Origin of the sequence: Agromyces luteolus (assembly GCF_009729855.1) — a bacterium.
Classification (GTDB): Bacteria; Actinomycetota; Actinomycetes; order Actinomycetales; family Microbacteriaceae; genus Agromyces; species Agromyces luteolus.
This window is the reverse complement of sequence record NZ_WODA01000002.1, coordinates 292190-314268: the sequence shown is the minus strand read 5'-3', so window position 1 is coordinate 314268 and position 22079 is coordinate 292190. Positions and strand designations below refer to the sequence as shown.

Below are 22079 nucleotides of genomic sequence, written 5' to 3'. Positions count from 1 at the left end.
GGGCTGCGCCGGGCGACCGCCCTGTGGTGGGATGACCGGGTGGGCACCGGAGAGACGGCCATCGACGAGCGCACCGACGGACTGACCGGGGCGGAGGTCGCCGAACGCGTCGCGCGCGGCGAGACCAACGCGTTCGAGAGCCCGACGAGCCGGAGCGCGTGGAGCATCGTCAAGGCGAACGTCTTCACGCTCTTCAACGGCATCATCGCGGCATGCTTCGTGGTGCTGCTCCTGATCGGCCGCTGGCAGGACGCGCTGTTCGGCTTCAGCGCGATCGCGAACACGATCATCGGCTCGTGGCAGGAGTTCAACGCCAAGCGCGCGCTCGACCGGCTCGCGCTGCTGCACGCGCCGAGCGCGCGCGTGCGCCGCGACGGGCGCGAGCTCGACGTGCCGCTCGCCGACGTGGTGCTCGACGACCGGCTCGTGCTGCGCGCGGGCGACCAGGTGCCGGCCGACGCGAGGGTCGTGGCATCCGAGCGCCTGCAGCTCGACGAGTCGATGCTCACGGGCGAGTCCGACCCGGTCGACAAGCAGCCCGGCGACGAGGTGCTGTCCGGCTCGATCGTGATCGGCGGTGCGGGCGGCGCCGTGGTCGACCGCGTCGGCGCCGACGCCTTCGCGAACAAGCTCTCGAGCGAGGCCAAGCAGTTCTCGCTCGTCGCGTCCGAGCTGCGGTCGTCGCTCAACCGGCTGCTCGGGTGGATCGCCTGGATCATCGGGCCCGTCAGCCTGCTCGTGCTCAACGCGCAGATGGTCGCGGCCGGCGGCTGGGCCGAGGCGATCGAGGGCGGCACGTGGGACGACGCGGTCGTCGCGACCGTCGCCGCGATCGTCGCGATGATCCCGCTCGGCCTCGTGCTCATGACGAGCATCGCGTTCGCCGTCGGCGCCGTGCGCCTGGCGAGCCGCAAGGTGCTCGTGCAGGAGCTGCCCGCGGTCGAGGGCCTCGCGCGCGTCGACCTGATCTGCCTCGACAAGACCGGCACGCTCACCGAGGGCGACATCGTGTTCGACGCAGCGCACCCGGTCGCGCTCGATCCGCCGGAGGGCTGGACCGACGTGCTCGCCTGGTACGGCGCCGACCCCGAGGCGAACGCGACCGCGCGATGCCTCGTCGAGCCGTACCCGGTGCGGCAGGCGCTCGAGCCGCAGGCGCGCGTCGCCTTCGCGTCCTCGCGCAAGTGGAGCGCGGTCGGCTTCCCGGGCGGCGGCACGTGGGTGCTCGGCGGGCCTGAGATGGTCTTCCCCGCGACGGATGCCGCGGGCGAGGCGGATGCCGCGGGCGAGCCGGGCACCGACGGACTCCGTGCGCGCGCCGCCGAGCTGGCCGCGACCGGCCGCCGGACGCTGGTGCTCGCGCACAGCCCGGAGGAGCTCACCGCCGAACGCGCCGCGGCCGAGCGGCTGCCCCGGTCGCTGGCGCCGGTGGTGCTCCTCACGTTCCGGGAGAACGTGCGCGGCGACGCGCGGGAGACCCTCGAGTACTTCGCCGAGCAGGGCGTCGCCGTGCGGATCATCTCGGGCGACAACCCGCAGACGGTCGCCGCGATCGCCCGCGAGGTGGGCGTGGACGCCCCGCACGGCATCGACGCGCGGACCCTCCCCGACGACCTCGACGAACTCGGCGACCTGCTCGAGCGCGAGGTCGTCTTCGGTCGCGTGACCCCGACGCAGAAGCGCGACATCGTGACGGCGCTGCGCCGCCGGGGGCACACGGTGGCCATGACGGGCGACGGCGTGAACGACGCGCTCGCGATCAAGGAGGCCGACATCGGCATCGCGATGGAGTCGGGGTCGTCGGCCACCAAGGCGGTCGCGCGGCTCGTGCTCCTCGACGGGCGCTTCTCGCACCTGCCGGGGGTCGTCGCGGAGGGCCGCCGCGTCGCGGCGAACATCGAGCGCGTCTCGATGCTCTTCCTCACGAAGACCGCGTACGCGACCGGCCTCGCGGTGCTGTTCGGCGTCATGCTGCTGCCCTTCCCGTTCCTGCCGCGCCAGCTCTCCGTCACCGACGCGCTCACGATCGGCTTCCCGGCCTTCTTCCTCGCGCTCATGCCGAACGCGCGGCGCTACGTGCCGGGATTCCTGCGACGATCGCTGAGCTTCGCCATCCCCGCGGGCGTGGTCATCGCGCTCGTGCTCGCGCTGTACAGCCGCATGGCGACCGACGCCGGCATCCCCGAGGACGAGCTCCGGAGCGGCTCGACCCTGATCCTCGGCATCGTCGGGCTCTGGGTGCTCACCGTGCTCTCACGCCCCATCGACGGGTGGAAGATCGTCATCATCGGCGGCATGGCGATCGGGTTGATCGCGATCTACGCGATCCCGCTCGCCGCCGACTTCCTCGAGCTCGTCGAACTGAGCGAGACGACCGCGGTCCTCGCGCTCGCCGCGTCGCTCGTCGCGATCGCGGGCATCGAGGTCGTGCGGTTCGTGCACCGCCGGGCCGTCGCCCGCATGACGCCGACCGTTCCGGCGGCGCTCGTCGCCACGGTCAGGAGGACGGCACCGGGCGTGCCGAGCGACCCTCCCGGAAGAACCGGGCCCCGCGACCGGTCCACAGCACGAGGATGACGGCGATCGGCACGACCGCGCCGACGAGGGTGGACCAGATCGCGTCGGTGTCGCGCACGAGGTCGAGCACCGACGTCGCGAGAGAGAGGCCCATGAGCGCGGTGACGAAGATCCGCGCGGAGTTGCGCGCCCGCGTCAGCCCGGAGGCCATGGCGATCGTGAGCAGGCCGATCAGGATCAGCGCCGCGCCGAGCAGCGTGACGGCGAGCTGCTCGCCGTCGCGCCGGACCTCGGCGTCGTAGCGGGCGAGCACGAGCAGCACGCCGAGCACGATGTCGACGAAGCCCGCGAGGTAGGTGAGGACGACCACGGCGATGATGCGCTTCGGCGGGCGCGGAGTCGACCGGGTCTCGTCGCTCATCAAGTCCTCCCGAGGCGGTGATGCCGCCCAGCCTACGGGTACGCTGGCGACCACCCCGGCCGCCACTCAGCGAGGAGTCCCGCATGCCGTTCTTCGACCTGCCCGCCGCCGAGCTCCGGGGCTTCCGCCCCGAGGTGGCCGAGCCCGACGACTTCGACGCGTTCTGGGCCGAGACGCTCGCCGAGTCGCGCGCCGTCGCGCAGCCGCCGCGGCTGACGCGCCTCGACTCGCCGCTCGCGCTCGTCGAGGTGTACGACGTCGAGTTCTCCGGGTACGCGGGCGACCCCGTGAAGGGGTGGTTCCTGGTGCCGGCGGATGCCTCGGGGCCGCTGCCCGCGGTCGTCGAGTACAACGGCTACGGCGGCGGGCGCGGCCTCCCGCACGAGCGGCTGCAGTGGGCGGCATCCGGGTACGCGCACTTCTTCATGGACACGCGCGGGCAGGGGAGCGCGTGGGGCACCGGCGGCGGCACGCCCGACCCGCACGGCACCGGTCCGTCGTTCCCGGGGTTCATGACGCGCGGCATCCACGACCCCGCCGAGTACTACTACCGCCGCGTCTTCACCGACGCGGTCCTCGCCGTCGACGCGGTGCGCTCCCTGCCGGCGGCGGACGAGACGCGGGTCGCGGTCACCGGAGGGTCGCAGGGCGGCGGCATCGCGCTCGCCGCGGCCGGTCTCGTCGACGGGCTCGTGGGCGCGATGCCCGACGTGCCGTTCCTCTGCTGCTTCGAGCGGTCCGTCGGCCTGACCGACCGCGATCCGTACCAGGAGATCGTCCGGTACCTCTCGATCCACCGGGATGCCGCGCCGACCGTCTTCCGCACGCTCTCGTACTTCGACGGCGTGAACTTCGCCAAGCGCGCGAGCGCGCCGGCGCTGGTGTCCGTCGCGCTGATGGACCCCGTGTGCCCGCCGTCGACCGTCTACGCCGCGGCGAACCACCACGCGGTCGGCGCCGAGGTCGTCGAGTACGCCTTCAACGAGCACGAGGGCGGGCAGGGCGTGCACTGGGAGCGGCAGGCCGCCTGGCTCGCCGAGGTGCTGTCGCCGTGGTCGGCGACGCACTGACGCCCTGCGGGCGGATCAGAGCTCGCGCGCGACGTACCGCTCGATCTCCTCGTCCGACGCGGTGATCCCGGCCTCGGCCAACCGCTGGCGGAGCTCGGCCTCCTCGTCGTGCGCGTGCCCGAGGCGCACGTCGCTCCGCACCTGGTCCAGGATTCCCGCGATGCGCTCGGCGCGACTCGCGTCGCCCGCGCCCTCCTCGACCGGCTCGTCCTGCGTTCCCGGCGTCTCGGCCATGGCTCCTCCCTCCGGCGGCGTGCTGGCCGCCTTCCTCGATGCTCGTCGCGTGCGCGGCATCCGTCGAGGCATTGACAGCTCAGGTCACGGTGATCAGCGTGCGCTGCCAGCCGGTCGAGCCGTCGGGCGCGATCGGCGCGCGCTCCTCGACCTGGACGCGCCCGTCACGGTCGACGGCCCGCACCGTCGCGTAGTGCGTGCCCGGCGCGGCATCCCACTCGAGCACCCACTGCACCCAGGTGTCGGCGTTGATCGGCGTCGACAGCGTGGCCGGTCGCCAGTCGCCGTCGTCGATGCGCACCTCGACCCGCTCGATGCCGACCGTCTGCGCCCAGGCGACACCGGCGACCACGGCGGGACCGGCCGGGACCGGGCGGCCGGGCTTCGGCGTGTCGATGCGCGAGGACATCTTGATCGGCGCCTCGGCGCTGTACCCGCGCGGCGTCCAGTAGGCCTCGTCGTCGGCGAAGGTCGTGACCGTCAGCGCCGTCAGCCACTTCGTCGCAGAGACGTAGCCGTAGAGTCCCGGCACGACCATCCGCACGGGGAAGCCGTGCTCGAGGGGCAGCGGCTCGCCGTTCATGCCGACCGCGAGGATCGCGTCGAGCCCGTCGTCGGTCAGCGACGCGAGCGGCGTCGACGCGGTGAATCCGTCGACGCTCCGCGAGAGCACCATGTCGGCGCCCGGCTGCGGTCCGGCCAGGCGCAGCACGTCCCGAACGGGCACGCCCAGCCAGATCGCGGTGCCGACGAGGTCGCCGCCGACCTCGTTCGAGACGCACGTGAGCGTGACCGCGAACTCGTCGAGCCCCATCGACACGAGGTCCTCGAAGCCCAGGTCGATCCGCCGGTCCACCATCCCGTCGACGACGAGTCGCCAGGTCGACGGGTCCACCTCGGGGACGGTCAGCGCGGTGTCGACCCGGTAGAAGTCGTCGTTCGGCGTGATCAACGGGCTGAGGCCGGGCACGTCGAGCTCGGCGCCGGCCGGCACGTCGACGACGGAGCGCGGTCCCGGGAGTCGCAGCGCGCCGCGGATCGCCGCGATGGACGACGAGGCGGCGTTGCCGAGGCGCGCGCCGATGCCGACGACGAGGGCGGATGCCGCGGCGACGCCGGTCAGCGCGAGGAAGCGCCGTCGGTCGAGCCGCGGGGCCGCGTCGTCGCCCGCCGCGTCGGGCCCGGCCCCGACCCCGTGGTCGCGCCAGCGGCGGAGCCGGGCGACGGCCTCGCGCAGCAGCAGGACCGCGACGACGGTGCCGCCGACGGCGGGCAGCCACGACCAGCCCGACGCCCCCGCGCGCGTCAGGGTGGCGGCGACGGATGCCGCGCCCGCGACGCCCAGCGCGACGAGCCCGAGCGGCGGCCTCGCGAGCTGCAGGATCCCGCACACGGCGCTCGCGACGACCACGGCGATGCCGAGCCCGCCGAGCAGGACGGGCTTGTCCGCCTCGCCGAAGGTCGCGATCGCGAACTCCTTCAGCGGCTGCGGCACGACGTCGATGACGAACGCGCCGACCGCGAGGACGGGGCTCGCCTGGCGCGCGACGCCGAGCGCGACGAGCTCGGCCACCGCGAGGAAGGCGGCGCCCGCCGTGATGCCGGCGGCGGCGGCCCAGGCGACGAATCGCAGCCGCGCTGCCCGGGTCGGTGCGTTCGTGCGCGACATGGTCCCTCCGCGGTCGCGGGGAGTCGGATGCCCGCTGCGAGTGGTTCGGCGCGGTCGGCGATCCGGTTCGGCCCGCGGGCGCCTCGCCGGGCCGCGGCGCCCGCGGTGTCGGCGGCGCGTGGTGTGCTGGGCGCATGGGGTTCGATGCGCGGTTCCTGGGGGTCGACGCGCCGATGCCGACGGTGCCCGAGGAGGATGCCGCGGCATCCGTCGCCCTCGACTACCTGCACTTCACGATCGTGCTCGACACGCGCCGGCGGTTCGCGCGCATGACCGGCGTCAACGTCGACGGCGCGGCGCTCGTCGAGGTCGAGCGAGGCGACGACTGGGAGTTCGACGCCCGGATCCCCGAGGACTGGCAGGCCGGGCCCGAGGTCTACGCCCGCAACGACCTCGACCGCGGGCACCTCGTCCGGCGCCGCGACCCGGTGTGGGGTCCGCCCGAGGTCGCCGTCCGTGCGAACGCCGAGACCTTCCGCTACCCCAACGCCGCGCCGCAGCAGGCCGAGTTCAACCAGTCGCTCGAGCTGTGGAACGGGCTGGAGGACCACGTGCTCGCCTTCGCGCGCGTCCACGAGCAGCGCCTCAGCGTGTTCACCGGGCCCGTGCTCGCGGCCGACGACCCGCCGTACCGGGGCATCCAGGTGCCGCTGCGATTCGTCAAGGTGGTCGCCTGGCGCTCGGGCGACGAGCTCGCGACGGCCGGGTTCCTCCTCGACCAGGCGCCCGTCGTCGACCTCGACGATCCGCTGCGGAGCCGGGCGGGCATCGCCGCGCGCGAGCGCGCCCGCGTCGCCTCCGGCGCGACCGAGGTGCCCGACCTCGGGCCGTTCCGCACGTTCCAGGTTCCCGTGGCCGACGTCGCCGCCATCACCGGTCTCGAGATGCCGGCCCTCGTCGCCGCCGACCGCATGCCGCGGGCCCTCGCCGCCGCCGGCGCGCGGGAGGTCACGCGGCCGGAGGACCTGCTTCTCGGCGCGCCGTAGCCGCGACGTCCTCGAGCAGCTGCAGCCCCTCCGGCCACTCGCCGAGGCCGCTCGCCGCGTTCACGTGCCCGCGGGCGCCGAGCTCGACGAATCCCGCTCCCCAGGCGGCCGCGACCTCCGCGCTCCGCGCGAGCTCCGCGTACGGGTCGTCCGTCGAGGCGAGCACGGTGGCGGGGATGCCGAGCGGCCCGCCCGGGAGTGCGAACCCGCCGGTGACCGCCGCGGCGGGGAAGGCCGCGCCGGCGGGGTCGGGAGGTGCGACGAGGAACGCGCCCGCGATGCGGGCGGACGCGCCATCCGTTCGCACCGCCCAGTGCGCGACGGCGAGGCAGCCGAGGCTGTGCGCGACCAGCACCGGCGGCGCCGGGCTCGTCGCGACCGCGCGGTCGACGGCGGCGACCCAGTCGGCGAGCTCCGGTTCGTCCCACGACGCCGGGTCGATGCGGAGCGTGCCGGGGAGCGCCGCCTCCCAGCGCGACTGCCAGTGATCGGCGCCCGAGCCGCCGATGCCGGGGACGATGACGAGGGGGTGGGCCACGGGCCAAGCCTCGCATCACGGGCCGCGCCGCGTCGACGCATTCCGTCATCGACCACGCGGTGACAGGCTGGGGTCATGGCGGAACCCGGGATCCTCCGCACCGACGTGCTCGTCGTGGGCGCGGGGCCGAGCGGGCTCATGGCCGCGGCGGTGCTCGCGCGTCGCGGGGTCGACGCGATCGTGGTGGACGGCAAGGACGGTCCGACGCACGAGTCGCGTGCGCTGCTCGTGCAGGCGCGATCGATGGAGCTGTACGACCAGCTCGGCCTCGCCGACCGCGTCCTCGCGGGTCGTGCGGACGCGCAGGGCGCCGTGCTCTGCTTCCGTCACCGCGAGCTCGGCCGCATCCCGTTGCGCCGGTTCGGCGAGGGGCTCACGCCGTTCCCCGACCTCACGGTGTTCGAGCAGTCTCGCAACGAGCGCCTGCTCGTCGACGCGCTCGCCGAGGCCGGGCGCGAGGTGCGCTGGCGCCACCGGCTCGTGGGGCTCCGGTCGCAGACCTCGCTGGTCTCCGCCACGCTCGACGGGCCCGACGGCCCCGTCGTCGTCGAGACGCGGCACGTCATCGGCGCCGACGGCGCGCACTCGGCGGTGCGCGAGCTGAACGGCATCCGCTTCGAGGGGGTGACGAACCAGCACACGTTCTTCGTGGCGGACGCGCTCGGAGTCAGCGGCCTCGTCGAGGGCTGGGTGAACGTGCGCTTCGCGCCCGACGACCTGCTGCTCTCGTTCCCGATGGGAGGGGAGGGGCACCACCATATCCTGGGCGTCGTGCGCGACACCGAGCTCGAGGGTGCCGACGAGCTCTCCGAGAAGCTGCTCCGCTCGCGCCTCGCCAGGGGATTCACGGTCGGCTACCGGTCGTCGACCTGGTTCGCGACGTATCGCCTGCATCACCGGGTGGCGGCGCGGTTCCGCAACGGGCGGTGCTTCCTCGTCGGCGATGCGGCGCACATCCACTCGCCGGTCGGCGGGCAGGGCATGAACACGGGCCTCCAGGACGCGCACAACCTCGCGAACGCGCTCGGCGACGTGCTGGTCGGCGGCATGCCGCCGGCGCGCCTCGACCGGTACGAGGCGGAGCGGCGGCCGGTCGCGCTGAAGCTGGTGGCGACCACCGATCGCCTCTTCGGGGACGTCACGTCCGAGTCCGGGCTGGCGCACACGATCCGCGGGCGGATGATCCCGACCCTCGGACCGGTGATGGCGCCCATGCTTCCCCGCATCCTCGGCGGCGCCCGGATCTTCGGCCTCATCTCCCAGATCCGGATCAGGTACCGGATGTCGCCGCGCACCCCGTCGCGTTCGCAGGTGCGCGACGACATCGTCGGCAAGCGTCTGCCGTTCGCGGGCGGCGACCCGTCGAACTTCGACGCCCTGCGCTCGTTCCGGTGGCAGGTGCACGGCTACGGCGCCCCCGCGGAGCTCGTGCGAGCCGTCGCCGAGCGACTCGGCCTCGAGCACCACGTGTTCCCGCCCGCTGCGGGTCGGCTGCGGTCCGACCGGCTCTACCTCGTGCGGCCCGACGGGTTCGTCGCGGCCGAGGCGAGCGTGCCGGCCGGGCGCCGCGCGCGACGGGGCGCGGTCCCGTCGAGCTTCCTCGAGCAGCTCGACGGCTGAGCGTCGCGCCTATCCTCCCGCCGGCGCCTCCTCCGCGGCGGCGACCGGCACGGGCGCGACGCGCGCCGACCAGGCCGCAGCGTCGCGCGACATCGTCCACGGCTCGGTGCGCCGCAGGCCGTGGCATCCGAGCACGACCTTCGCGACGCCGTCGGCGAGGTCGCGCGACGACGGCGGGTTGATGCGGTCGAGCTCGTCGAGGCTGAAGGCGTCGACCGCGATCGGCTCGATGCCGCCGGCCGTGTACAGCAGCAGGTCCCACGACTCGACGTCGTCGGTCACCACGACCCGGCGCAGTTCCACCCTCCCCGCGTGCTGCACCTCGTCGTCGGTCAGGCTTCCGAATGGCTTCGTCATCGTGCACCCCTGCTCCCAGCCAACCTCAGGGCGGGTCGGCCCGGCGGCAGGCGCGGGGGCGAGTCGCGCACCGCGCACCGTCGGGGCGTGTTGCTCGGCGGGTGCCGATGTCGGGCATCGGGGTGCCGGGCCCGCAGGCCGGGTCGCGACGCCGACACGGCCCGCCGGCCGGGTGGAGACGCCGACACGGCCGCCGGTGGGGTCGAGACGCCGACACGGCCCGCGGCCGGACCGAGAGGCCGAGACGGTCCTCCGCTCGATCGTGGGAGAAAGGTATTCCCGGGATACCTTTCCCCCTGTCCCGACGGAGGGACCGTGTGCGGGTGCGGGTGCGGGTCCGCGTGCGGGTAGGGCCCGCGGGTGCGTGCGCGGGCCCGCGCGTCGTCGTAGCGTGGGAGCGGATGCGGCAGCGGAGCCGCCCGAGACGTCGAGGAGGACGCGATGGCCGTGATCGGGTGGATCGGGCTCGGGCACATGGGCGGGCCGATGGCCTCGCACCTCGTCGAGGCGGGTCACGATGTCGTCGGCTACGACGTCGACGCGGGCATGGCCGAGCGCGCGGCGGCCACGGGCGTGCGGGTCGTGACGGATGCCGCGGCGGCGGCGCGCGACGCCGATGCCGTGTTCACGTCGCTGCCGAGATCCGAGCACTCGCGCGCCGTGCTCATCGGCGGGGAGGGCGGCCGGATCGGCCTCTTCGACGTCGTGCGGCCCGACGCACTCGTGCTCGACACGTCGACCGTGGACGTCGCCACGTCGCGCGCGTGCCATGACGCGGCGGAGGCACGCGGCATCCGCTTCGTCGACGCGCCCGTCTCGGGCGGGATCGCGGGCGCGCACGCCGGCACCCTCACGTTCATGCTCGGCGGCGAGGAGGCGGCGACCGGCGAGGCCGCCGGGCTCGTGGGGCCGATGGCCGGCCACGCGTTCGTGGTCGGGGGGCCGACCGCGGGCATCGCGGCGAAGCTCGCCAACAACCTGATGCTCTTCATCACGCTGCAGGCGTCGTCGGAGGGGGCTCGGCTCGCCGAGGCGCTCGGCCTCGACCCGACGATCTTCCACGACATCGCGACCGTGTCGTCGGGCGACTCGTGGCCGCTGCGGACCTGGTACCCGGTTCCCGGCGTCGTGCCGACGAGCCCGGCGAACCGCAACTTCGACGCGACGTTCACGACCAGGCTCGCCGAGAAGGACCTGTCGTACGCGCTCGAGGCCGGCGACGCCGCCGGACTCGACCTCGCCGCCGGCCGACTCGCGATGGAGCGCTTCACGCGCCTCATCGACGAGGGGTACGGCGACCTCGACTGCAGCCTCGTCGTGAAGTACGTCGGTCGTGACGGCCGGACTCCGGGGTTCGATCCGGAGGCGTAGTCGCGACGGGAACCTGTCGAGTTCTTGCGCTCGTTCGCGTAGCATTGCCGCCGTGTCGAGGAGGCTGGCGGACGTCGCGCGCAAGGTCGGCGTGAGCGAGGCGACGGTCAGTCGCGTCCTGAACGGCAAGCCCGGCGTCTCGGCGTCGACGCGCGACGCCGTGCTGACCGCGCTCGACGTGCTCGGCTACGAGCGGCCGACCAAGCTGCGCGGCGAACGCGCGCGGCTCGTGGGGCTCATGATGCCCGAACTGCAGAACCCGATCTTCCCCGCGCTCGCCGAGGTGATCGGCGGCGGACTCGCCCAGAACGGCTTCACGCCCGTGCTCTGCATCCAGACCGCGGGCGGGGTCTCGGAGTCCGACTACGTCGAGCTGCTGCTGCACCAGCAGGTGTCGGGCGTGATCTTCACGGGCGGCGCGTACACGCAGGCCGAGGCGAACCACGACCACTACGAGCGGCTGCGCGAGCTGAAGCTGCCGACCGTGCTCGTCAGCGCCCCCGTCGACGGACTCGGGTTCGCGACCGTGTCGTGCGACGACGTCGTGTCGATGGAGCAGGCGTTCGGGCACCTGCTCCAGCTCGGGCACGAGCGCATCGGCATCCTCCTGGGGCCGCGGGACCACGTGCCCTCGCAGCGCAAGCACGCCGCGGCGCTCGCGATGGCCGAGCGGAACGGCGTCGAGCTCCCGGACGAGTTCGTCGTGCACTCGCTCTACTCGCTCGAGTCGGGGCAGACCGCCGCCGCCAAGCTGCTCGCCGCGGGCGTCACCGGCATCGTGTGCGCGAGCGACCCGATGGCGCTCGGCGCGGTGCGCGCGGTGCGCCGCGCGGGCCTGCGCGTGCCCGAGGACGTGTCGGTCATCGGCTACGACGACTCGGCCCTCATGAACTGCACCGAGCCGCCGCTCACGACCGTGCGCCAGCCGATCGAGTCGATGGGCAAGATGATCATCGAGCTGCTGATGCGGCAGATGACGAGCGACGGCCCGGCCGGCGACGAGGTGTTCTTCGCCCCGGAGCTCGTCGTGCGGGCCTCGACGGCTCCGGCCAGGCGCTGACCCCGCGGCCTCGCGCCGGCGGTCGCGCTCGCGCCCATGGCGCTCCCGCGCTCGATCGGCGGTCGCCGTTCCGCAAGCGAGTGCCGCAATCGCGCGCAAGTCGTCGCAAACTTTTGTTGCGATGTTGAAAAGTTGCATCATCCTGTTGCTCTCATTACGTTGACGGGCATCGACGCCGCAGTCCAGCCGACTCGGCGCGCCGCCCGCCGACGACAGGAGCACGACCGCCGTGACCACGCCCCTCACCGAGGCCGCCGCCGCCGACGTCACGGCGTCCGCGATCGCACCGGCGACGATCCCCGCGGCGCTCACCGTCGACCCGCTCTGGTGGCGCAGCGCCGTGATCTACCAGGTGTACGTCCGCAGCTTCGCGGACTCCGACGGCGACGGCACGGGCGACCTGCGCGGCGTGCTCGCGCACCTCGACCACCTGCAGGAGCTCGGCGTCGACGCGCTCTGGTTCAACCCCTGGTACCCGAGCCCGTTCGCCGACGGCGGGTACGACGTCGCCGACTACCGCGACATCCACCCCGCGTTCGGCACGCTCGCCGACGCCGAGGAGCTCATCGGTGCGGCGCTCGAGCGCGGCATCCGCACCATCATCGACATCGTCCCGAACCACGTCTCGAGCGAGCACCCGTGGTTCCGGGCGGCCCTCGCCGCCGGTCCGGGCAGTCCCGAGCGCGAGCGCTTCTGGTTCCACCCGGGTAAGGGCCCGAACGGCGACGAGCCGCCGACCGCCTGGGTCTCGAACTTCCAGGGCGGCACGTGGACGCGCACGACGGACCCCGACGGCACGCCGGGGGAGTGGTACCTGCACCTGTTCGCACCCGAGCAGCCCGACCTGAACTGGAACCACCCCGACGTGCGCGCCGAGCACGAGGACATCCTGCGCTTCTGGTTCGACCGCGGCGTCGCGGGCGTGCGCATCGACTCGGCCGGCCTGCTCATCAAGGACCCTGCGCTGCCCGAGGTGCCCGAGTTCGTCGAGCCCGGCGGCCACCCGACCGAGGACCGCGACGACGTCCACCAGGTCTACCGCTCGTGGCGGCGCATCGCCGACTCGTACGAGGGCACGCGCGTGCTCGTCGGCGAGGTGTGGGTGCCGGATGCCGCCCGCTTCGCGGCCTACCTCCGCCCCGACGAGATGCACACGGCCTTCAACTTCGACTTCATGGGCCGCCCGTGGGATGCCGCGGAGCTGCGCGCCTCGATCGACCTCATGCTCGACGCCCATGCGCCGGTCGGCGCACCGAGCACGTGGGTGCTCTCGAACCACGACGTGACGCGCCCCGTCACGCGGTACGGCCGCGAGGACTCGGGGTTCGCGTTCGCCCGCAAGCGCTTCGGCACCCCGACCGACGTCGCGCTCGGCACCCGCCGCGCCCGCGCCGCGGCCCTCCTCACCGCCGCCCTGCCCGGCTCGCTCTACGTCTACCAGGGCGACGAGCTCGGCCTCCCGGAGGTCGACCTACCGCGCGAGGTGCTCGAGGACCCGATGCACTTCCGCTCGGGCGGCGTCGACCCGGGGCGCGACGGATGCCGCGTGCCGCTGCCCTGGCGCGGCACCGCGTCACCCTTCGGCTTCAGCCCCGACGGCGTGAGCGCCGCGCCCTGGCTCCCGCAGCCCGCCGCATGGGCGTCGCTCAGCGTGCAGGCGCAGGAGGCCGACGCCGGCTCGATGCTCCGGCTCTATCGCGACGCGCTGCGCATCCGCCGACGCGAGCCGGGATTGGGCGACGGCCCCATGGCGTGGCTCGACCTCGGGCCCCACGTGCTCGCGTTCTCCCGGGGCGACGACCTCGTCTCGGTGACCAACCTCGGCCGCACGCCGGTCGAGCTCCCCGAACACGAGCGGATCCTGCTCGCGAGCGCCCCGCTCGCGGACGGACTGCTCGCGCCCGACTCGACGGCCTGGCTCCGCGTGCGGACCGGGACGGAGAGCCCGCGGCACGCCGCGGAACGCACCCACCTCCGCACCACCACCTGAACACAGCATCGAAAGGACCACGACAATGAAGTCATCACGCAGGATCGCGATCGCGGGCATCACCGCGCTGGCGGTCGCGGGCGCCCTGGCCGGATGCACGTCCGGCAGCGGCTCGGAGGACGGCAAGCTCGAGCTCCGCGTCGCCACCTTCCCGCCCGGCGCCGACCAGGCGGCCTACGACGCGTTCGCCGAGCAGGAGGCGCAGTTCGAGGAGGCGAACCCCGACATCGACATCGTCGGCGTCGAGTACGAGTGGACCGCGCCGACCTTCGCGGCGCAGCTGGCCGGCGGCAGCCTGCCCGACGTGTTCACCGTGCCGTTCACCGACTCGAAGACGCTGCTCGAGAACGGCCAGCTCGCCGACGTCACCGACGAGATCGACGAGCTCGGCTACGCCGACAAGTTCAACCCGATCATCCTCGAAGAGGTCACCGACGCGGACGGCCGGGTCTTCGGCTTCCCGCGCCAGGCCTACGCCAACGGCCTGCACTACAACCGTGCCCTGTTCGAGGAGGCGGGGCTCGACCCCGACAGCCCGCCCACCACCTGGGACGAGGTCCGCGCGGCCGCGAAGCAGATCTCCGAGGCGACCGGCAAGGCCGGGTACGCGACGATGGCGACCGGCAACACCGGCGGCTGGCAGCTCTCGGTGCAGGCCGACTCTCGCGGCGCATCGCTGCAGACGGCGAACGACGACGGCACCTACACCTCGACGATCGACAACGACGCGACGCGCGCGACGCTGCAGTACCTGCACGACCTCCGCTGGGAGGACGACTCGATGGGCGCGACGTTCGACCTCGACTGGGGCACCATCAACCAGGAGTTCGCCGCCGGCAACGTCGGCATGTACACCTCTGGCTCCGACGTCTACACGGCGCTCGTGCGCGACTTCGGCATGGCGCCCGACGACTACGGCCTGACCGTCATCCCGACGGAGGACGGCGGCGGGGTCCTCGGCGGCGGCGACATCGCCGTGATGCCGCCGAACCTCGACGACGAGACCACGGCCGCGGCCGTCGCGTGGATCGACTGGTACTACATGCAGAAGCTCCTCGACGAGGACGCCGCGGTCGCCGACGCGAAGGCGCTCTCCGACGCCGGCCAGGCCGTCGGCACGCCCGTGCTGCCGGTGCTCGACCGGGAGACGTACGAGGAGTCGCTCACCTGGATCGAGCCGTACGTCAACGTGCCGCTCGACCAGATGGCGGGCTTCACCGAGGGAATCTTCGAGCAGACCCCGATCGGCGAGTTCAAGGGCCAGACCCAGCCGATCTACGCGCTCATGGACAACCTCGTGCAGGCCGTCCTGACCGATGAGAACGCCGACATCGACGCGCTGCTGCAGCAGGTCGACGTCGACGCGCAGGCCCTGCTCGACCAGTAGCCCGCACCATCCGGTGGTCGAGTAGCGGCGGAGCCGCGTATCGAGACCTCCCTCCCCATGGTCTCGATACGCGCTTCGCGCTACTCGACCACCGAACCCCACCGACCCAGGAGCACCGATGACCATGACGACCGACCCGGAGGTCGCCGAGGCCGCCGACGACAGGCCGACCGCACCCCGGCCCGTGCCCGAGCACCGGAAGCGACGCCGCACGCCGATGACCTGGCTCCGCGGCGGCGGCCTGTCGAACCTCGCCTTCGTCGCGCCGATGCTCGTCGTCTTCGCCGTCTTCAGCTGGGGTCCGATCGTCCAGGCGGTCGTGATGAGCTTCCAGAGGACGAACCTCGTCTCGCCGCCGGTCTTCGTCGGCATCGACAACTTCGTGCGGGTGCTCTCCGACCCGAACCTCGGCACGGCCGTCGTCAACACGCTGTACTTCGCACTGCTCGCGCTGCTGTTCGGCTTCCCGCTGCCGCTGCTGCTCGCGGTGATGATGAGCGAGGTGCGTCGCGGCAAGGGCCTGTACAGCGCGCTCGCCTACCTGCCGGTCGTGATCCCGCCGGTCGTCGCGGTGCTGCTGTGGAAGGTGTTCTACAACGCCAGCCCCGACGGCGTGTTCAACACGATCCTCGGCTGGGTCGGCATCCCGCCGCAGCCATGGCTGCAGTCGTCGGCGACCGTCATGCCCTCGCTCGTGCTCGAGGCGACGTGGGCCGCCGCCGGCGGCGCGATCATCATCTACCTCGCCGCGCTCATCGCCGTGCCGCCGGAGCTGTACGACGCGGCCGAGGTCGACGGCGCCGGCATCTGGCGCAAGATCTGGCACGTCACGCTGCCGCAGCTGCGCGGCGTGCTCTTCATCATGCTGATCCTGCAGGTCATCGCGACGAGCCAGGTGTTCCTCGAGCCGTTCCTGTTCACGGGCGGCGGGCCGAACAACGCGACGCTCACGATCCTGCTCCTCATCTACCGGTACGCGTTCCAGAACAGCCTCGGCGGGGCGTATGGCGAGGCGACGGCCCTCAGCCTCATGCTCGCGATCTTCCTGGCGCTCCTCAGCTGGGCGTACTTCAAGCTCACCGAACGTTGGAGCACGAATTGACCGACGAACTCGCCGACCGCGGAGTCCTCTCGACCGCCGACCGCCGCCGCGGGAGCGTCCGCGCCTCGATGACGTTCGTGCACGGGTTCCTCTTCGTCGGACTCGTGGTCGCGGGGCTCGGCCCGCTGCTGTGGCTCGCGAAGGCCGCGGTGACGCCCACGCAGGACACGCTCTCGCAGCCGTTCGCGCTCTGGCCGAACGGCATCGACTGGGCGAACCTCGAGACCGCGTGGAACGACATCCACATCGACCAGTACTTCCTCAACACGATCTGGGTCGCGGCCGGCTCCTGGTTCTTCCAACTGCTCATCGCGACGACCGCGGGCTACGCGCTCTCGGTGCTTCGGCCGAAGTACGCGCCGATCCTCAATGCGCTCGTGCTCGCGACGCTGTTCATCCCCGCGGTGGTGCTGCTGGTGCCCCTCTACCTGACGATCCTGAACCCGCCCGTGATCGGCACGTCGCTCCTCAACACGTACTGGGCCGTGTGGCTGCCCGCGGCCGCGAACGCCTTCAACATCCTGCTCGTCAAGCGCTTCTTCGACGGCCTGCCGCGCGAGGTGTTCGAGGCGGCGAAGACGGATGGCGCGGGGCCGTTCCGCGTGTTCTGGTCGATCGTGCTGCCGATGTCGAAGCCCATCCTCGGCGTGGTGTCGGTGTTCGCGGTCATCGCGGCGTGGAAGGACTTCCTCTGGCCGCTGCTCGTGCTGCCGGATCCCGCCGTGCAGCCGCTGTCCGTCCGCCTGCCCGCGGTGCAGTCGCAGACCGAGCTCGACGTGTTCCTCGCGGCGCTCGCGATCTCGACGCTGATCCCCGTCGTCCTGTTCCTCCTGTTCCAGCGGCTCTTCCTCCGCGGGGCGGGCCTCGGCGGCGCGGTCAAGGGCTGAGGGGGCGCGAGCTCGCGGCATCCGTTCACCTCGATCTGGGTACCCTCGACAGTGGCGACGCGAGGAGGTGCGGATGGGGGGAATCCCGTGGCCGTGGCGTCGACGACGCCGGGTCAAGATGGCGCCGTTCGACCGCTCGCGGCTGCCCGAGGCGCGCCTCGCCTCCTTCGACGAGATGCTCGAGGAGGGCATGCTCATGGCCGAGTCGGCCGGGCGGATGGCGCTGAAGAACCGCCTGATCGTGCACGCCCTCCGCACCGACGAGCCGTTCTCCGACGAGCACGCCGCGTCCGAGGCGCGGGCGGTGCTGTACGAGCTGGTCCAGGAGGCCGACGAGGCCGCCGAGCACGTGGCCGAGGAGCGCGCCGCCGCGGGCAAGCGCGAGGGTCGCTCGCAGCACCAGCACGACTACCACCGCGACGACCTGCTCAACCTGCGTCGCCGCGAGAAGGTCTACGCCTCGGTCGCGAAGGAGCTCTGGACCAAGCGGTCGGATGACGCGTACGTCGCGCACTTCGTCGAGCGCGCCCGCGACGACGCCTGGCAGGAGCTCGGCACCGCGATCGAGCACGAGCTCGACCGCCGTTGGCCGCGCTACGACGAGGAGCCCGACTACGCCGAGCACCGCGCCGAGCGCATGTCGGTCGTGGGCGACGACCTCCTGCGCGATCTCGCGCGGCTCGAGGCGCAGCGGGCGGTCGAGGCGATCCCCGAGTACTGACGCGCGGACGCGGCATCCGTCGCCCCACCGGCCCGCCCGGCACACTGGGCGCATGACCCGCCACTGGACCCCGCTCGCCGTCGTCTACCTCATCGCCGCGGTCGCCGGACTCGTCGGCACCTGGACCTTCAACGCGATCGCGATCGCCGAACGCAACGACTTCATCGGCGACCTCGTCTCGAGCGGACCGGCCGTCTCGTCGATCACGACCGACCTGCTCGTGGTCGCCGTGGCGGGCAGCATCCTGATCGTCGTCGAGTCGCGCCGGCTCGGCATGCGGTTCGCGTGGGCGTACATCGCCGGCTCGGCCTTGACGGCGTTCGCGTTCACGTTCCCCCTGTGGCTCGCGATGCGCGAGCGGCGGATGGCGGCGCTGCGCGACGCTACGCCCGGGGGACCGGCATGACCGGCGCGCGGGCGACGATGGCTTCGACGTCGGAGCGGACGCGGGCGCGAAGGTCGGTGCCGGTGAGCGAGGGCCGGAGGCCGGTGGGGGCCTGGATCCAGGCCGCGACGGCGCCGGTCACGCGGACGAGGAGCTCGGCGGGCGGGCCGTCGGCCGCGAGCCGTCCAGACGCCTGGGCGGCGCGGATGGCGTCGAGCTTCTCGCCGTAGAGCTCGAGTTCGCGGAGGGTGGGGTCGTGCGCCTCGAGCGTTCGGCGGGCCTGGAACCGCACGACCTCCGGATGGCTCAGCGCGTAGTCGAAGAGCGCGACCGCGTAGCCGGGGAGATCGTCGGGCGTGAACGGAACCTCGGCGTGCACGCGCTCGATGACCTCGTCGGCGACGGCATCGTACAGCCCCTCCTTGCTGTCGAAGTAGGCGTAGATCATGCGCTGGTTCGCTGCCGCGGCATCCGCGATTCCGGCGATGCGCGCGCCGGCGAAGCCGCCCTCGGCGAACTCGGCGAGGGCTGCGTCGAGGATCCGGCGGCGGGTCTGGGCGGCGTCCCTGGCCACGGGACCTCCTTCCCGGCCGAGCCTCGGTCGAGGGGCGCGGCACGTGCGGCTGGCAAGTAAGTAAGTGCTTGTTGACATATTAGCCGACGTCCGCCTATGCTTAGTAAGCAACCAGTTACTTACACGGAGGATCCATCATGGCCAAGACCGCTCTCGTCACCGGCGCTTCGTCGGGCATGGGCCGCGAGATCGCACTGCGGCTCGCCGCCGACGGCTACACGGTGTACGGCGCCGCGCGCCGTGTCGAGCGCATGCGCGACCTGGAGGGCTCCGGCATCCGCGTGCTCGGCATGGACATCACGGTCGACGGTCAGGTCGTGGCCGCGGTGGAGCGCATCATCGCGGAGACGGGCCGGATCGACGTGCTGGTCAACAACGCCGGCTTCGGGCTGTACGGCTCCGTCGAGGACACCTCGATGGAGGACGTCCAGTACCAGTTCGATGTCAACTTCTTCGGGGTCGCGCGCCTCACCCAGCTCGTGCTCCCGCACATGCGGGCGCAGAAGGCGGGACGCATCGTGAACATCTCGTCGATGGGGGGCGCGATCTACACGCCGCTCGGCGCGTACTACCACGCGACCAAGCACGCGCTCGAGGCGTGGTCCGACGCGCTCCGGTTCGAGGTCGCGCCGTTCGGCATCGAGGTCGTCGTCGTCCGCCCGGGCATGATCGACACGGAGTGGGCGGGCGTCATGGCCGAGCCGATCCTCGCGCGGAGCGGGAGCGGGGCCTACGCAGCGCTCGCGCGCACGGTGGTCGACTCGACGACGCGCACCTACGACGGTGGCGGCTCGTCGCCGACGGTCGTCGCCGATGCCGTTGCGAAGGCGGTGTCGGCGCGACGCCCGCGCACGCGCTACGCCGTCGGCCGCATGGCCAAGCCGCTCATCGCGGCCCGCCGCGTGCTGAGTGACCGCGCGTTCGACCGACTGCTGGCCGCTGCGGCGCGCTGAGCTGCCGTGGGGTCTAGCGTTGGCCGCATGACCGACGACGCAACCGACTCCGACGACGCGACCGACCCGGGCGAGACCGCCGCCGGACCCGCCGCCCCCTGGGACGCGGGGATCTGGACCCGCGAGCCCGTCGCCGTCATCGCGGACGGCGACGGGCTCGTCGTCGAGGCCGCGGAGGGCAGCGACTTCTGGCGCACCACGCAGTACGGCTTCGTCCACGACGACGGCCACGCCCTCCTCGGGCCCTGGCCCGCGGATGCCGCGGTCGAGGTCGCCGTCGACACGTCGACGCTCACGGGACTCTACGACCAGGCTGGCGTGTTCCTTCGCGGCGGCGCCGATCTCTGGATCAAGGCGGGTCTCGAGGTGACCGACGACGTCCTGCACGTCGGCGCGGTCGTGACGAACCGCGCGTCCGACTGGTCGCTCGCGCCGGTACCCGAGTGGGCGGGCGAGGTCGTGACGATCCGGGCGAGCCGGTCGGGCGTCGACGGCGATGCCGTGACGATCCGGGCGCGCGCCGGCGACGGACCGTGGCGCACGATCCGGGTCGCCCCGTTCGAGGCGGATGCCGCGACCGCCGGGCCGATGGCCTGCGCGCCGACGCGCGCGGGTCTCCGGGTGCGCTTCACCGGGTGGGCGTTCGTGCCCGCCGACGTCGACCTGCACGAGGACCCGCCGAGCGCCTGAGCCGTCCGGCCGAGCCGTCGGCCGAACGGTCGGCCGCGCCCGCTACGGCGTGATGTGGTGGCTGGGCCGGAAGACGTCGTCGGGGTCGACCTCGCGCTTGATCGCGCGCAGCCGCGCGAGCGTCTCGGGCGGGTAGATCTCGGTCACGATGTCGTCGCCGAACTCGGGCGTGAAGTTCGAGTAGCGGCCGTTCGTGTACGCCATCGCCGCCGCGACCCCGTCGTGGGCCGAGGTGAACGCGTCCGGTCCGGCGCCGTCCGGGACGAGCCGGTTCACGGCCACGAGCACCTCGCCGTCGCGCTGGGCGACGGCCGTGGCATCCGCCGCCACCCGTGAGAACGCGCCGCCGAGCCCGCGCAGCAGCAGCATCGTCGGCAGGGCGTGGTCGAGCGTCGCGGCGAACGCGTCGAGCGCCGCGTCGGAGAGATCGGGCACGAAGCCGTTGCCGCCGACCATCTCGAACGGCGGCTTGCCGGGCGGGCCGTCCTCGAGCAGGTCGGGGTACTCGACGGGCCCGAGCACGACGTCGGTGACCGAGGGCAGCGAGAGCAGCGGCTCGAGGAGTCGCCGGAGCTCCTCCTCCGAGCCCCGCAGGGCGACGAGCAGCTGCGGCCCCGCGGGCATCTCGGGCATGATCGGCGGCATCACGAGCAGCGTCGAGTTCAACTCGTCGGGCCCGTCGCGCATGACGTCGCGCCAGGCGCCGAGCACGGCGCGCGGGTCGGACTGGTCGAACATGACGTGTCCGCCGACGAGACCGTCGACCGGGGCCGCCTGGAAGGTGAAGCGGGTGGCGACGCCGAAGTTGCCGCCGCCGCCGCGCACCGCCCAGAACAGCTCGGGGTGGTGCTCCGCGTCGAGCGTCAGGACCTCGCCGGTCGCGGTCACGAACTCGACCTCGCGGAGGATGTCGACGGTGAGCCCGTGCATGCGGACGAGCCATCCGATGCCGCCGCCGAGTGCGAGCCCGCCGACGCCGACGTCGCGCGTGTCGCCCGAGGTGATGCCGAGCTCCTGCGGGGCGAGGGTCGCCGCGACGTCGCCCCACTGGGCGCCCGCGCCGACGTGGACGAGCCCGCCGTCGGCGAGCTCGATCGCCGCGAGGCCCGAGAGGTCGATCACCAGGCCGCCCGCGGCGGGATCGGATCCGTGCCCGCCGGCGCGGACGGTGATGGGGACGCCCGCCGCGACGGCGGACCGGACGGCCTCGGCGACCTCGGCGGCGGAGGTCGGGCGCACGACCGCATCGGGCGTGCCCTGACCGGCGAAGACGCGGGCGCCGGCCTCGTACTCGGGGGTGCCGGGCGCGTGCACGCGCTGCGGCATCCGCTCACTCAGTTCGGTGACGAACGACATGACGGCCAGTCTGTTCCCGCCCGCCGACATCCGCGACCCCACTTCGAGCGTCGCGCCGTCGACATCCTGCCGAAGTCGTCTCCGGTCCCAGCGCGCGCGAGCGGATGCCCCGACGACTCGCCGCTCGGATGCGCCCCCCGGATCACGAGCGGGTTCGTAGGACAACCGGCGTGCTGTAGGACGAAGTCGCA

Annotated in this window: 21 protein-coding genes; 14 read left to right on the top strand and 7 right to left on the bottom strand. The window is 73.0% G+C overall.

Going from position 1 to position 22079, the window contains the following annotated elements:
• The first annotated feature begins 39 nt into the window (after positions 1–39).
• Positions 40–2577, top strand: a complete 2538-nt coding sequence (locus GLX25_RS01645; RefSeq protein WP_271192336.1) for an HAD-IC family P-type ATPase — start codon at positions 40–42, stop codon at positions 2575–2577.
• On the opposite strand, the gene GLX25_RS01640 is transcribed toward GLX25_RS01645, so the two are convergent.
• Entirely contained in the window at positions 2498–2938 is a 441-nt protein-coding gene (locus GLX25_RS01640; protein WP_155840442.1) for a hypothetical protein, read from the bottom strand. The two genes, GLX25_RS01645 and GLX25_RS01640, sit on opposite strands and share 80 nt — an antisense overlap.
• Before the next feature lie 83 nt (positions 2939–3021).
• On the opposite strand from GLX25_RS01640, the gene GLX25_RS01635 reads away from it, so the two are divergent.
• Complete coding sequence (locus tag GLX25_RS01635) at positions 3022–4008, top strand: acetylxylan esterase (RefSeq protein WP_155840441.1); 987 nt, start codon at positions 3022–3024, stop codon at positions 4006–4008.
• A 15-nt stretch (positions 4009–4023) separates the two neighbouring features.
• Here GLX25_RS01635 and GLX25_RS01630 read toward each other — a convergent pair whose 3' ends face one another.
• Positions 4024–4242 carry a hypothetical protein gene (locus GLX25_RS01630; protein WP_155840440.1) on the bottom strand — a complete coding sequence of 73 codons (219 nt, stop codon included), beginning with the start codon at positions 4240–4242 and terminating at the stop codon, positions 4024–4026.
• A 79-nt stretch (positions 4243–4321) separates the two neighbouring features.
• Positions 4322–5911, bottom strand: a complete 1590-nt coding sequence (locus tag GLX25_RS01625) for a molybdopterin-dependent oxidoreductase (protein ID WP_155840439.1) — start codon at positions 5909–5911, stop codon at positions 4322–4324.
• A gap of 134 nt (positions 5912–6045) precedes the next feature.
• Here GLX25_RS01625 and GLX25_RS01620 point away from each other — a divergent pair, with 134 nt between their 5' ends.
• Positions 6046–6897 carry a DNA/RNA non-specific endonuclease gene (locus GLX25_RS01620; protein WP_155840438.1) on the top strand — a complete coding sequence of 284 codons (852 nt, stop codon included), beginning with the start codon at positions 6046–6048 and terminating at the stop codon, positions 6895–6897.
• On the opposite strand, the gene GLX25_RS01615 is transcribed toward GLX25_RS01620, so the two are convergent.
• Complete coding sequence (locus GLX25_RS01615) at positions 6860–7435, bottom strand: RBBP9/YdeN family alpha/beta hydrolase (protein ID WP_166548328.1); 576 nt, start codon at positions 7433–7435, stop codon at positions 6860–6862. The genes GLX25_RS01620 and GLX25_RS01615 overlap by 38 nt on opposite strands.
• 75 nt (positions 7436–7510) lie before the next feature.
• Here GLX25_RS01615 and GLX25_RS01610 point away from each other — a divergent pair, with 75 nt between their 5' ends.
• Positions 7511–9055 (top strand): FAD-dependent monooxygenase, encoded by a 1545-nt coding sequence (locus GLX25_RS01610; protein ID WP_155840437.1) that lies wholly within the window; start codon positions 7511–7513, stop codon positions 9053–9055.
• Between the two features lie 9 nt (positions 9056–9064).
• Here GLX25_RS01610 and GLX25_RS01605 read toward each other — a convergent pair whose 3' ends face one another.
• Positions 9065–9412: a hypothetical protein gene (locus GLX25_RS01605; RefSeq protein WP_155840436.1), complete on the bottom strand. Its 348-nt coding sequence runs from the start codon at positions 9410–9412 to the stop codon at positions 9065–9067.
• 441 nt (positions 9413–9853) lie between these two features.
• On the opposite strand from GLX25_RS01605, the gene GLX25_RS01600 reads away from it, so the two are divergent.
• The 8 genes from GLX25_RS01600 (at position 9854) to GLX25_RS01565 (ending at position 18336) form a co-directional block, all read left to right on the top strand.
• Positions 9854–10783: an NAD(P)-dependent oxidoreductase gene (locus tag GLX25_RS01600; protein ID WP_155840435.1), complete on the top strand. Its 930-nt coding sequence runs from the start codon at positions 9854–9856 to the stop codon at positions 10781–10783.
• Between the two features lie 52 nt (positions 10784–10835).
• Positions 10836–11843, top strand: a complete 1008-nt coding sequence (locus GLX25_RS01595) for a LacI family DNA-binding transcriptional regulator (RefSeq protein ID WP_166548327.1) — start codon at positions 10836–10838, stop codon at positions 11841–11843.
• Positions 11844–12123: 280 nt separating this feature from the next.
• On the top strand, positions 12124–13833 hold the full coding sequence (locus GLX25_RS01590) for a glycoside hydrolase family 13 protein (protein WP_420837634.1): 1710 nt from the start codon (positions 12124–12126) through the stop codon (positions 13831–13833).
• A 25-nt stretch (positions 13834–13858) separates the two neighbouring features.
• Positions 13859–15220 carry an extracellular solute-binding protein gene (locus tag GLX25_RS01585; RefSeq protein WP_155840434.1) on the top strand — a complete coding sequence of 454 codons (1362 nt, stop codon included), beginning with the start codon at positions 13859–13861 and terminating at the stop codon, positions 15218–15220.
• A 118-nt stretch (positions 15221–15338) separates the two neighbouring features.
• Positions 15339–16322, top strand: a complete 984-nt coding sequence (locus GLX25_RS01580) for a carbohydrate ABC transporter permease (RefSeq protein WP_155840433.1) — start codon at positions 15339–15341, stop codon at positions 16320–16322.
• Complete coding sequence (locus tag GLX25_RS01575) at positions 16319–17209, top strand: carbohydrate ABC transporter permease (protein WP_240898047.1); 891 nt, start codon at positions 16319–16321, stop codon at positions 17207–17209. The genes GLX25_RS01580 and GLX25_RS01575 overlap by 4 nt, the downstream gene beginning before the upstream one ends.
• Positions 17210–17282: 73 nt before the next feature.
• Positions 17283–17930 (top strand): hypothetical protein, encoded by a 648-nt coding sequence (locus tag GLX25_RS01570; protein ID WP_155840432.1) that lies wholly within the window; start codon positions 17283–17285, stop codon positions 17928–17930.
• A 52-nt stretch (positions 17931–17982) separates the two neighbouring features.
• Complete coding sequence (locus tag GLX25_RS01565; protein WP_155840431.1) at positions 17983–18336, top strand: DUF2834 domain-containing protein; 354 nt, start codon at positions 17983–17985, stop codon at positions 18334–18336.
• Here the strand turns inward: GLX25_RS01565 and GLX25_RS01560 are convergent.
• A complete protein-coding gene (locus GLX25_RS01560) occupies positions 18314–18889 on the bottom strand; it encodes a TetR family transcriptional regulator (protein WP_166548325.1) in 576 nt (191 codons plus the stop codon). The genes GLX25_RS01565 and GLX25_RS01560 overlap by 23 nt on opposite strands.
• Before the next feature lie 137 nt (positions 18890–19026).
• Here GLX25_RS01560 and GLX25_RS01555 point away from each other — a divergent pair, with 137 nt between their 5' ends.
• Together GLX25_RS01555 and GLX25_RS01550 are read left to right on the top strand one after the other, a co-directional pair.
• A complete protein-coding gene (locus GLX25_RS01555; RefSeq protein ID WP_155840429.1) occupies positions 19027–19842 on the top strand; it encodes an oxidoreductase in 816 nt (271 codons plus the stop codon).
• A gap of 27 nt (positions 19843–19869) precedes the next feature.
• Complete coding sequence (locus GLX25_RS01550; protein WP_155840428.1) at positions 19870–20532, top strand: DUF1349 domain-containing protein; 663 nt, start codon at positions 19870–19872, stop codon at positions 20530–20532.
• Between the two features lie 42 nt (positions 20533–20574).
• Here the strand turns inward: GLX25_RS01550 and GLX25_RS01545 are convergent, their stop codons facing one another.
• Positions 20575–21888, bottom strand: a complete 1314-nt coding sequence (locus tag GLX25_RS01545; RefSeq protein WP_166548324.1) for an FAD-binding oxidoreductase — start codon at positions 21886–21888, stop codon at positions 20575–20577.
• Between the last annotated feature and the right edge of the window lie 191 nt (positions 21889–22079).

Excerpts from the sequence above, each read along its gene's own strand:
- GLX25_RS01625 (WP_155840439.1), bottom strand. The coding sequence starts at position 5,911 with ATGTCGCGCACGAACGCACCGACCCGGGCAGCGCGGCTGCGATTCGTC.
- GLX25_RS01600 (WP_155840435.1), top strand. The coding sequence starts at position 9,854 with ATGGCCGTGATCGGGTGGATCGGGCTCGGGCACATGGGCGGGCCGATG.
- GLX25_RS01570 (WP_155840432.1), top strand. The coding sequence starts at position 17,283 with ATGGGGGGAATCCCGTGGCCGTGGCGTCGACGACGCCGGGTCAAGATG.
- GLX25_RS01640 (WP_155840442.1), bottom strand. The coding sequence starts at position 2,938 with ATGAGCGACGAGACCCGGTCGACTCCGCGCCCGCCGAAGCGCATCATC.
- GLX25_RS01550 (WP_155840428.1), top strand. The coding sequence starts at position 19,870 with ATGACCGACGACGCAACCGACTCCGACGACGCGACCGACCCGGGCGAG.
- GLX25_RS01610 (WP_155840437.1), top strand. The coding sequence starts at position 7,511 with ATGGCGGAACCCGGGATCCTCCGCACCGACGTGCTCGTCGTGGGCGCG.
- GLX25_RS01580 (WP_155840433.1), top strand. The coding sequence starts at position 15,339 with ATGACCATGACGACCGACCCGGAGGTCGCCGAGGCCGCCGACGACAGG.
- GLX25_RS01565 (WP_155840431.1), top strand. The coding sequence starts at position 17,983 with ATGACCCGCCACTGGACCCCGCTCGCCGTCGTCTACCTCATCGCCGCG.
- GLX25_RS01585 (WP_155840434.1), top strand. The coding sequence starts at position 13,859 with ATGAAGTCATCACGCAGGATCGCGATCGCGGGCATCACCGCGCTGGCG.
- GLX25_RS01620 (WP_155840438.1), top strand. The coding sequence starts at position 6,046 with ATGGGGTTCGATGCGCGGTTCCTGGGGGTCGACGCGCCGATGCCGACG.
- GLX25_RS01555 (WP_155840429.1), top strand. The coding sequence starts at position 19,027 with ATGGCCAAGACCGCTCTCGTCACCGGCGCTTCGTCGGGCATGGGCCGC.
- GLX25_RS01630 (WP_155840440.1), bottom strand. The coding sequence starts at position 4,242 with ATGGCCGAGACGCCGGGAACGCAGGACGAGCCGGTCGAGGAGGGCGCG.
- GLX25_RS01545 (WP_166548324.1), bottom strand. The coding sequence starts at position 21,888 with ATGTCGTTCGTCACCGAACTGAGTGAGCGGATGCCGCAGCGCGTGCAC.
- GLX25_RS01635 (WP_155840441.1), top strand. The coding sequence starts at position 3,022 with ATGCCGTTCTTCGACCTGCCCGCCGCCGAGCTCCGGGGCTTCCGCCCC.
- GLX25_RS01605 (WP_155840436.1), bottom strand. The coding sequence starts at position 9,412 with ATGACGAAGCCATTCGGAAGCCTGACCGACGACGAGGTGCAGCACGCG.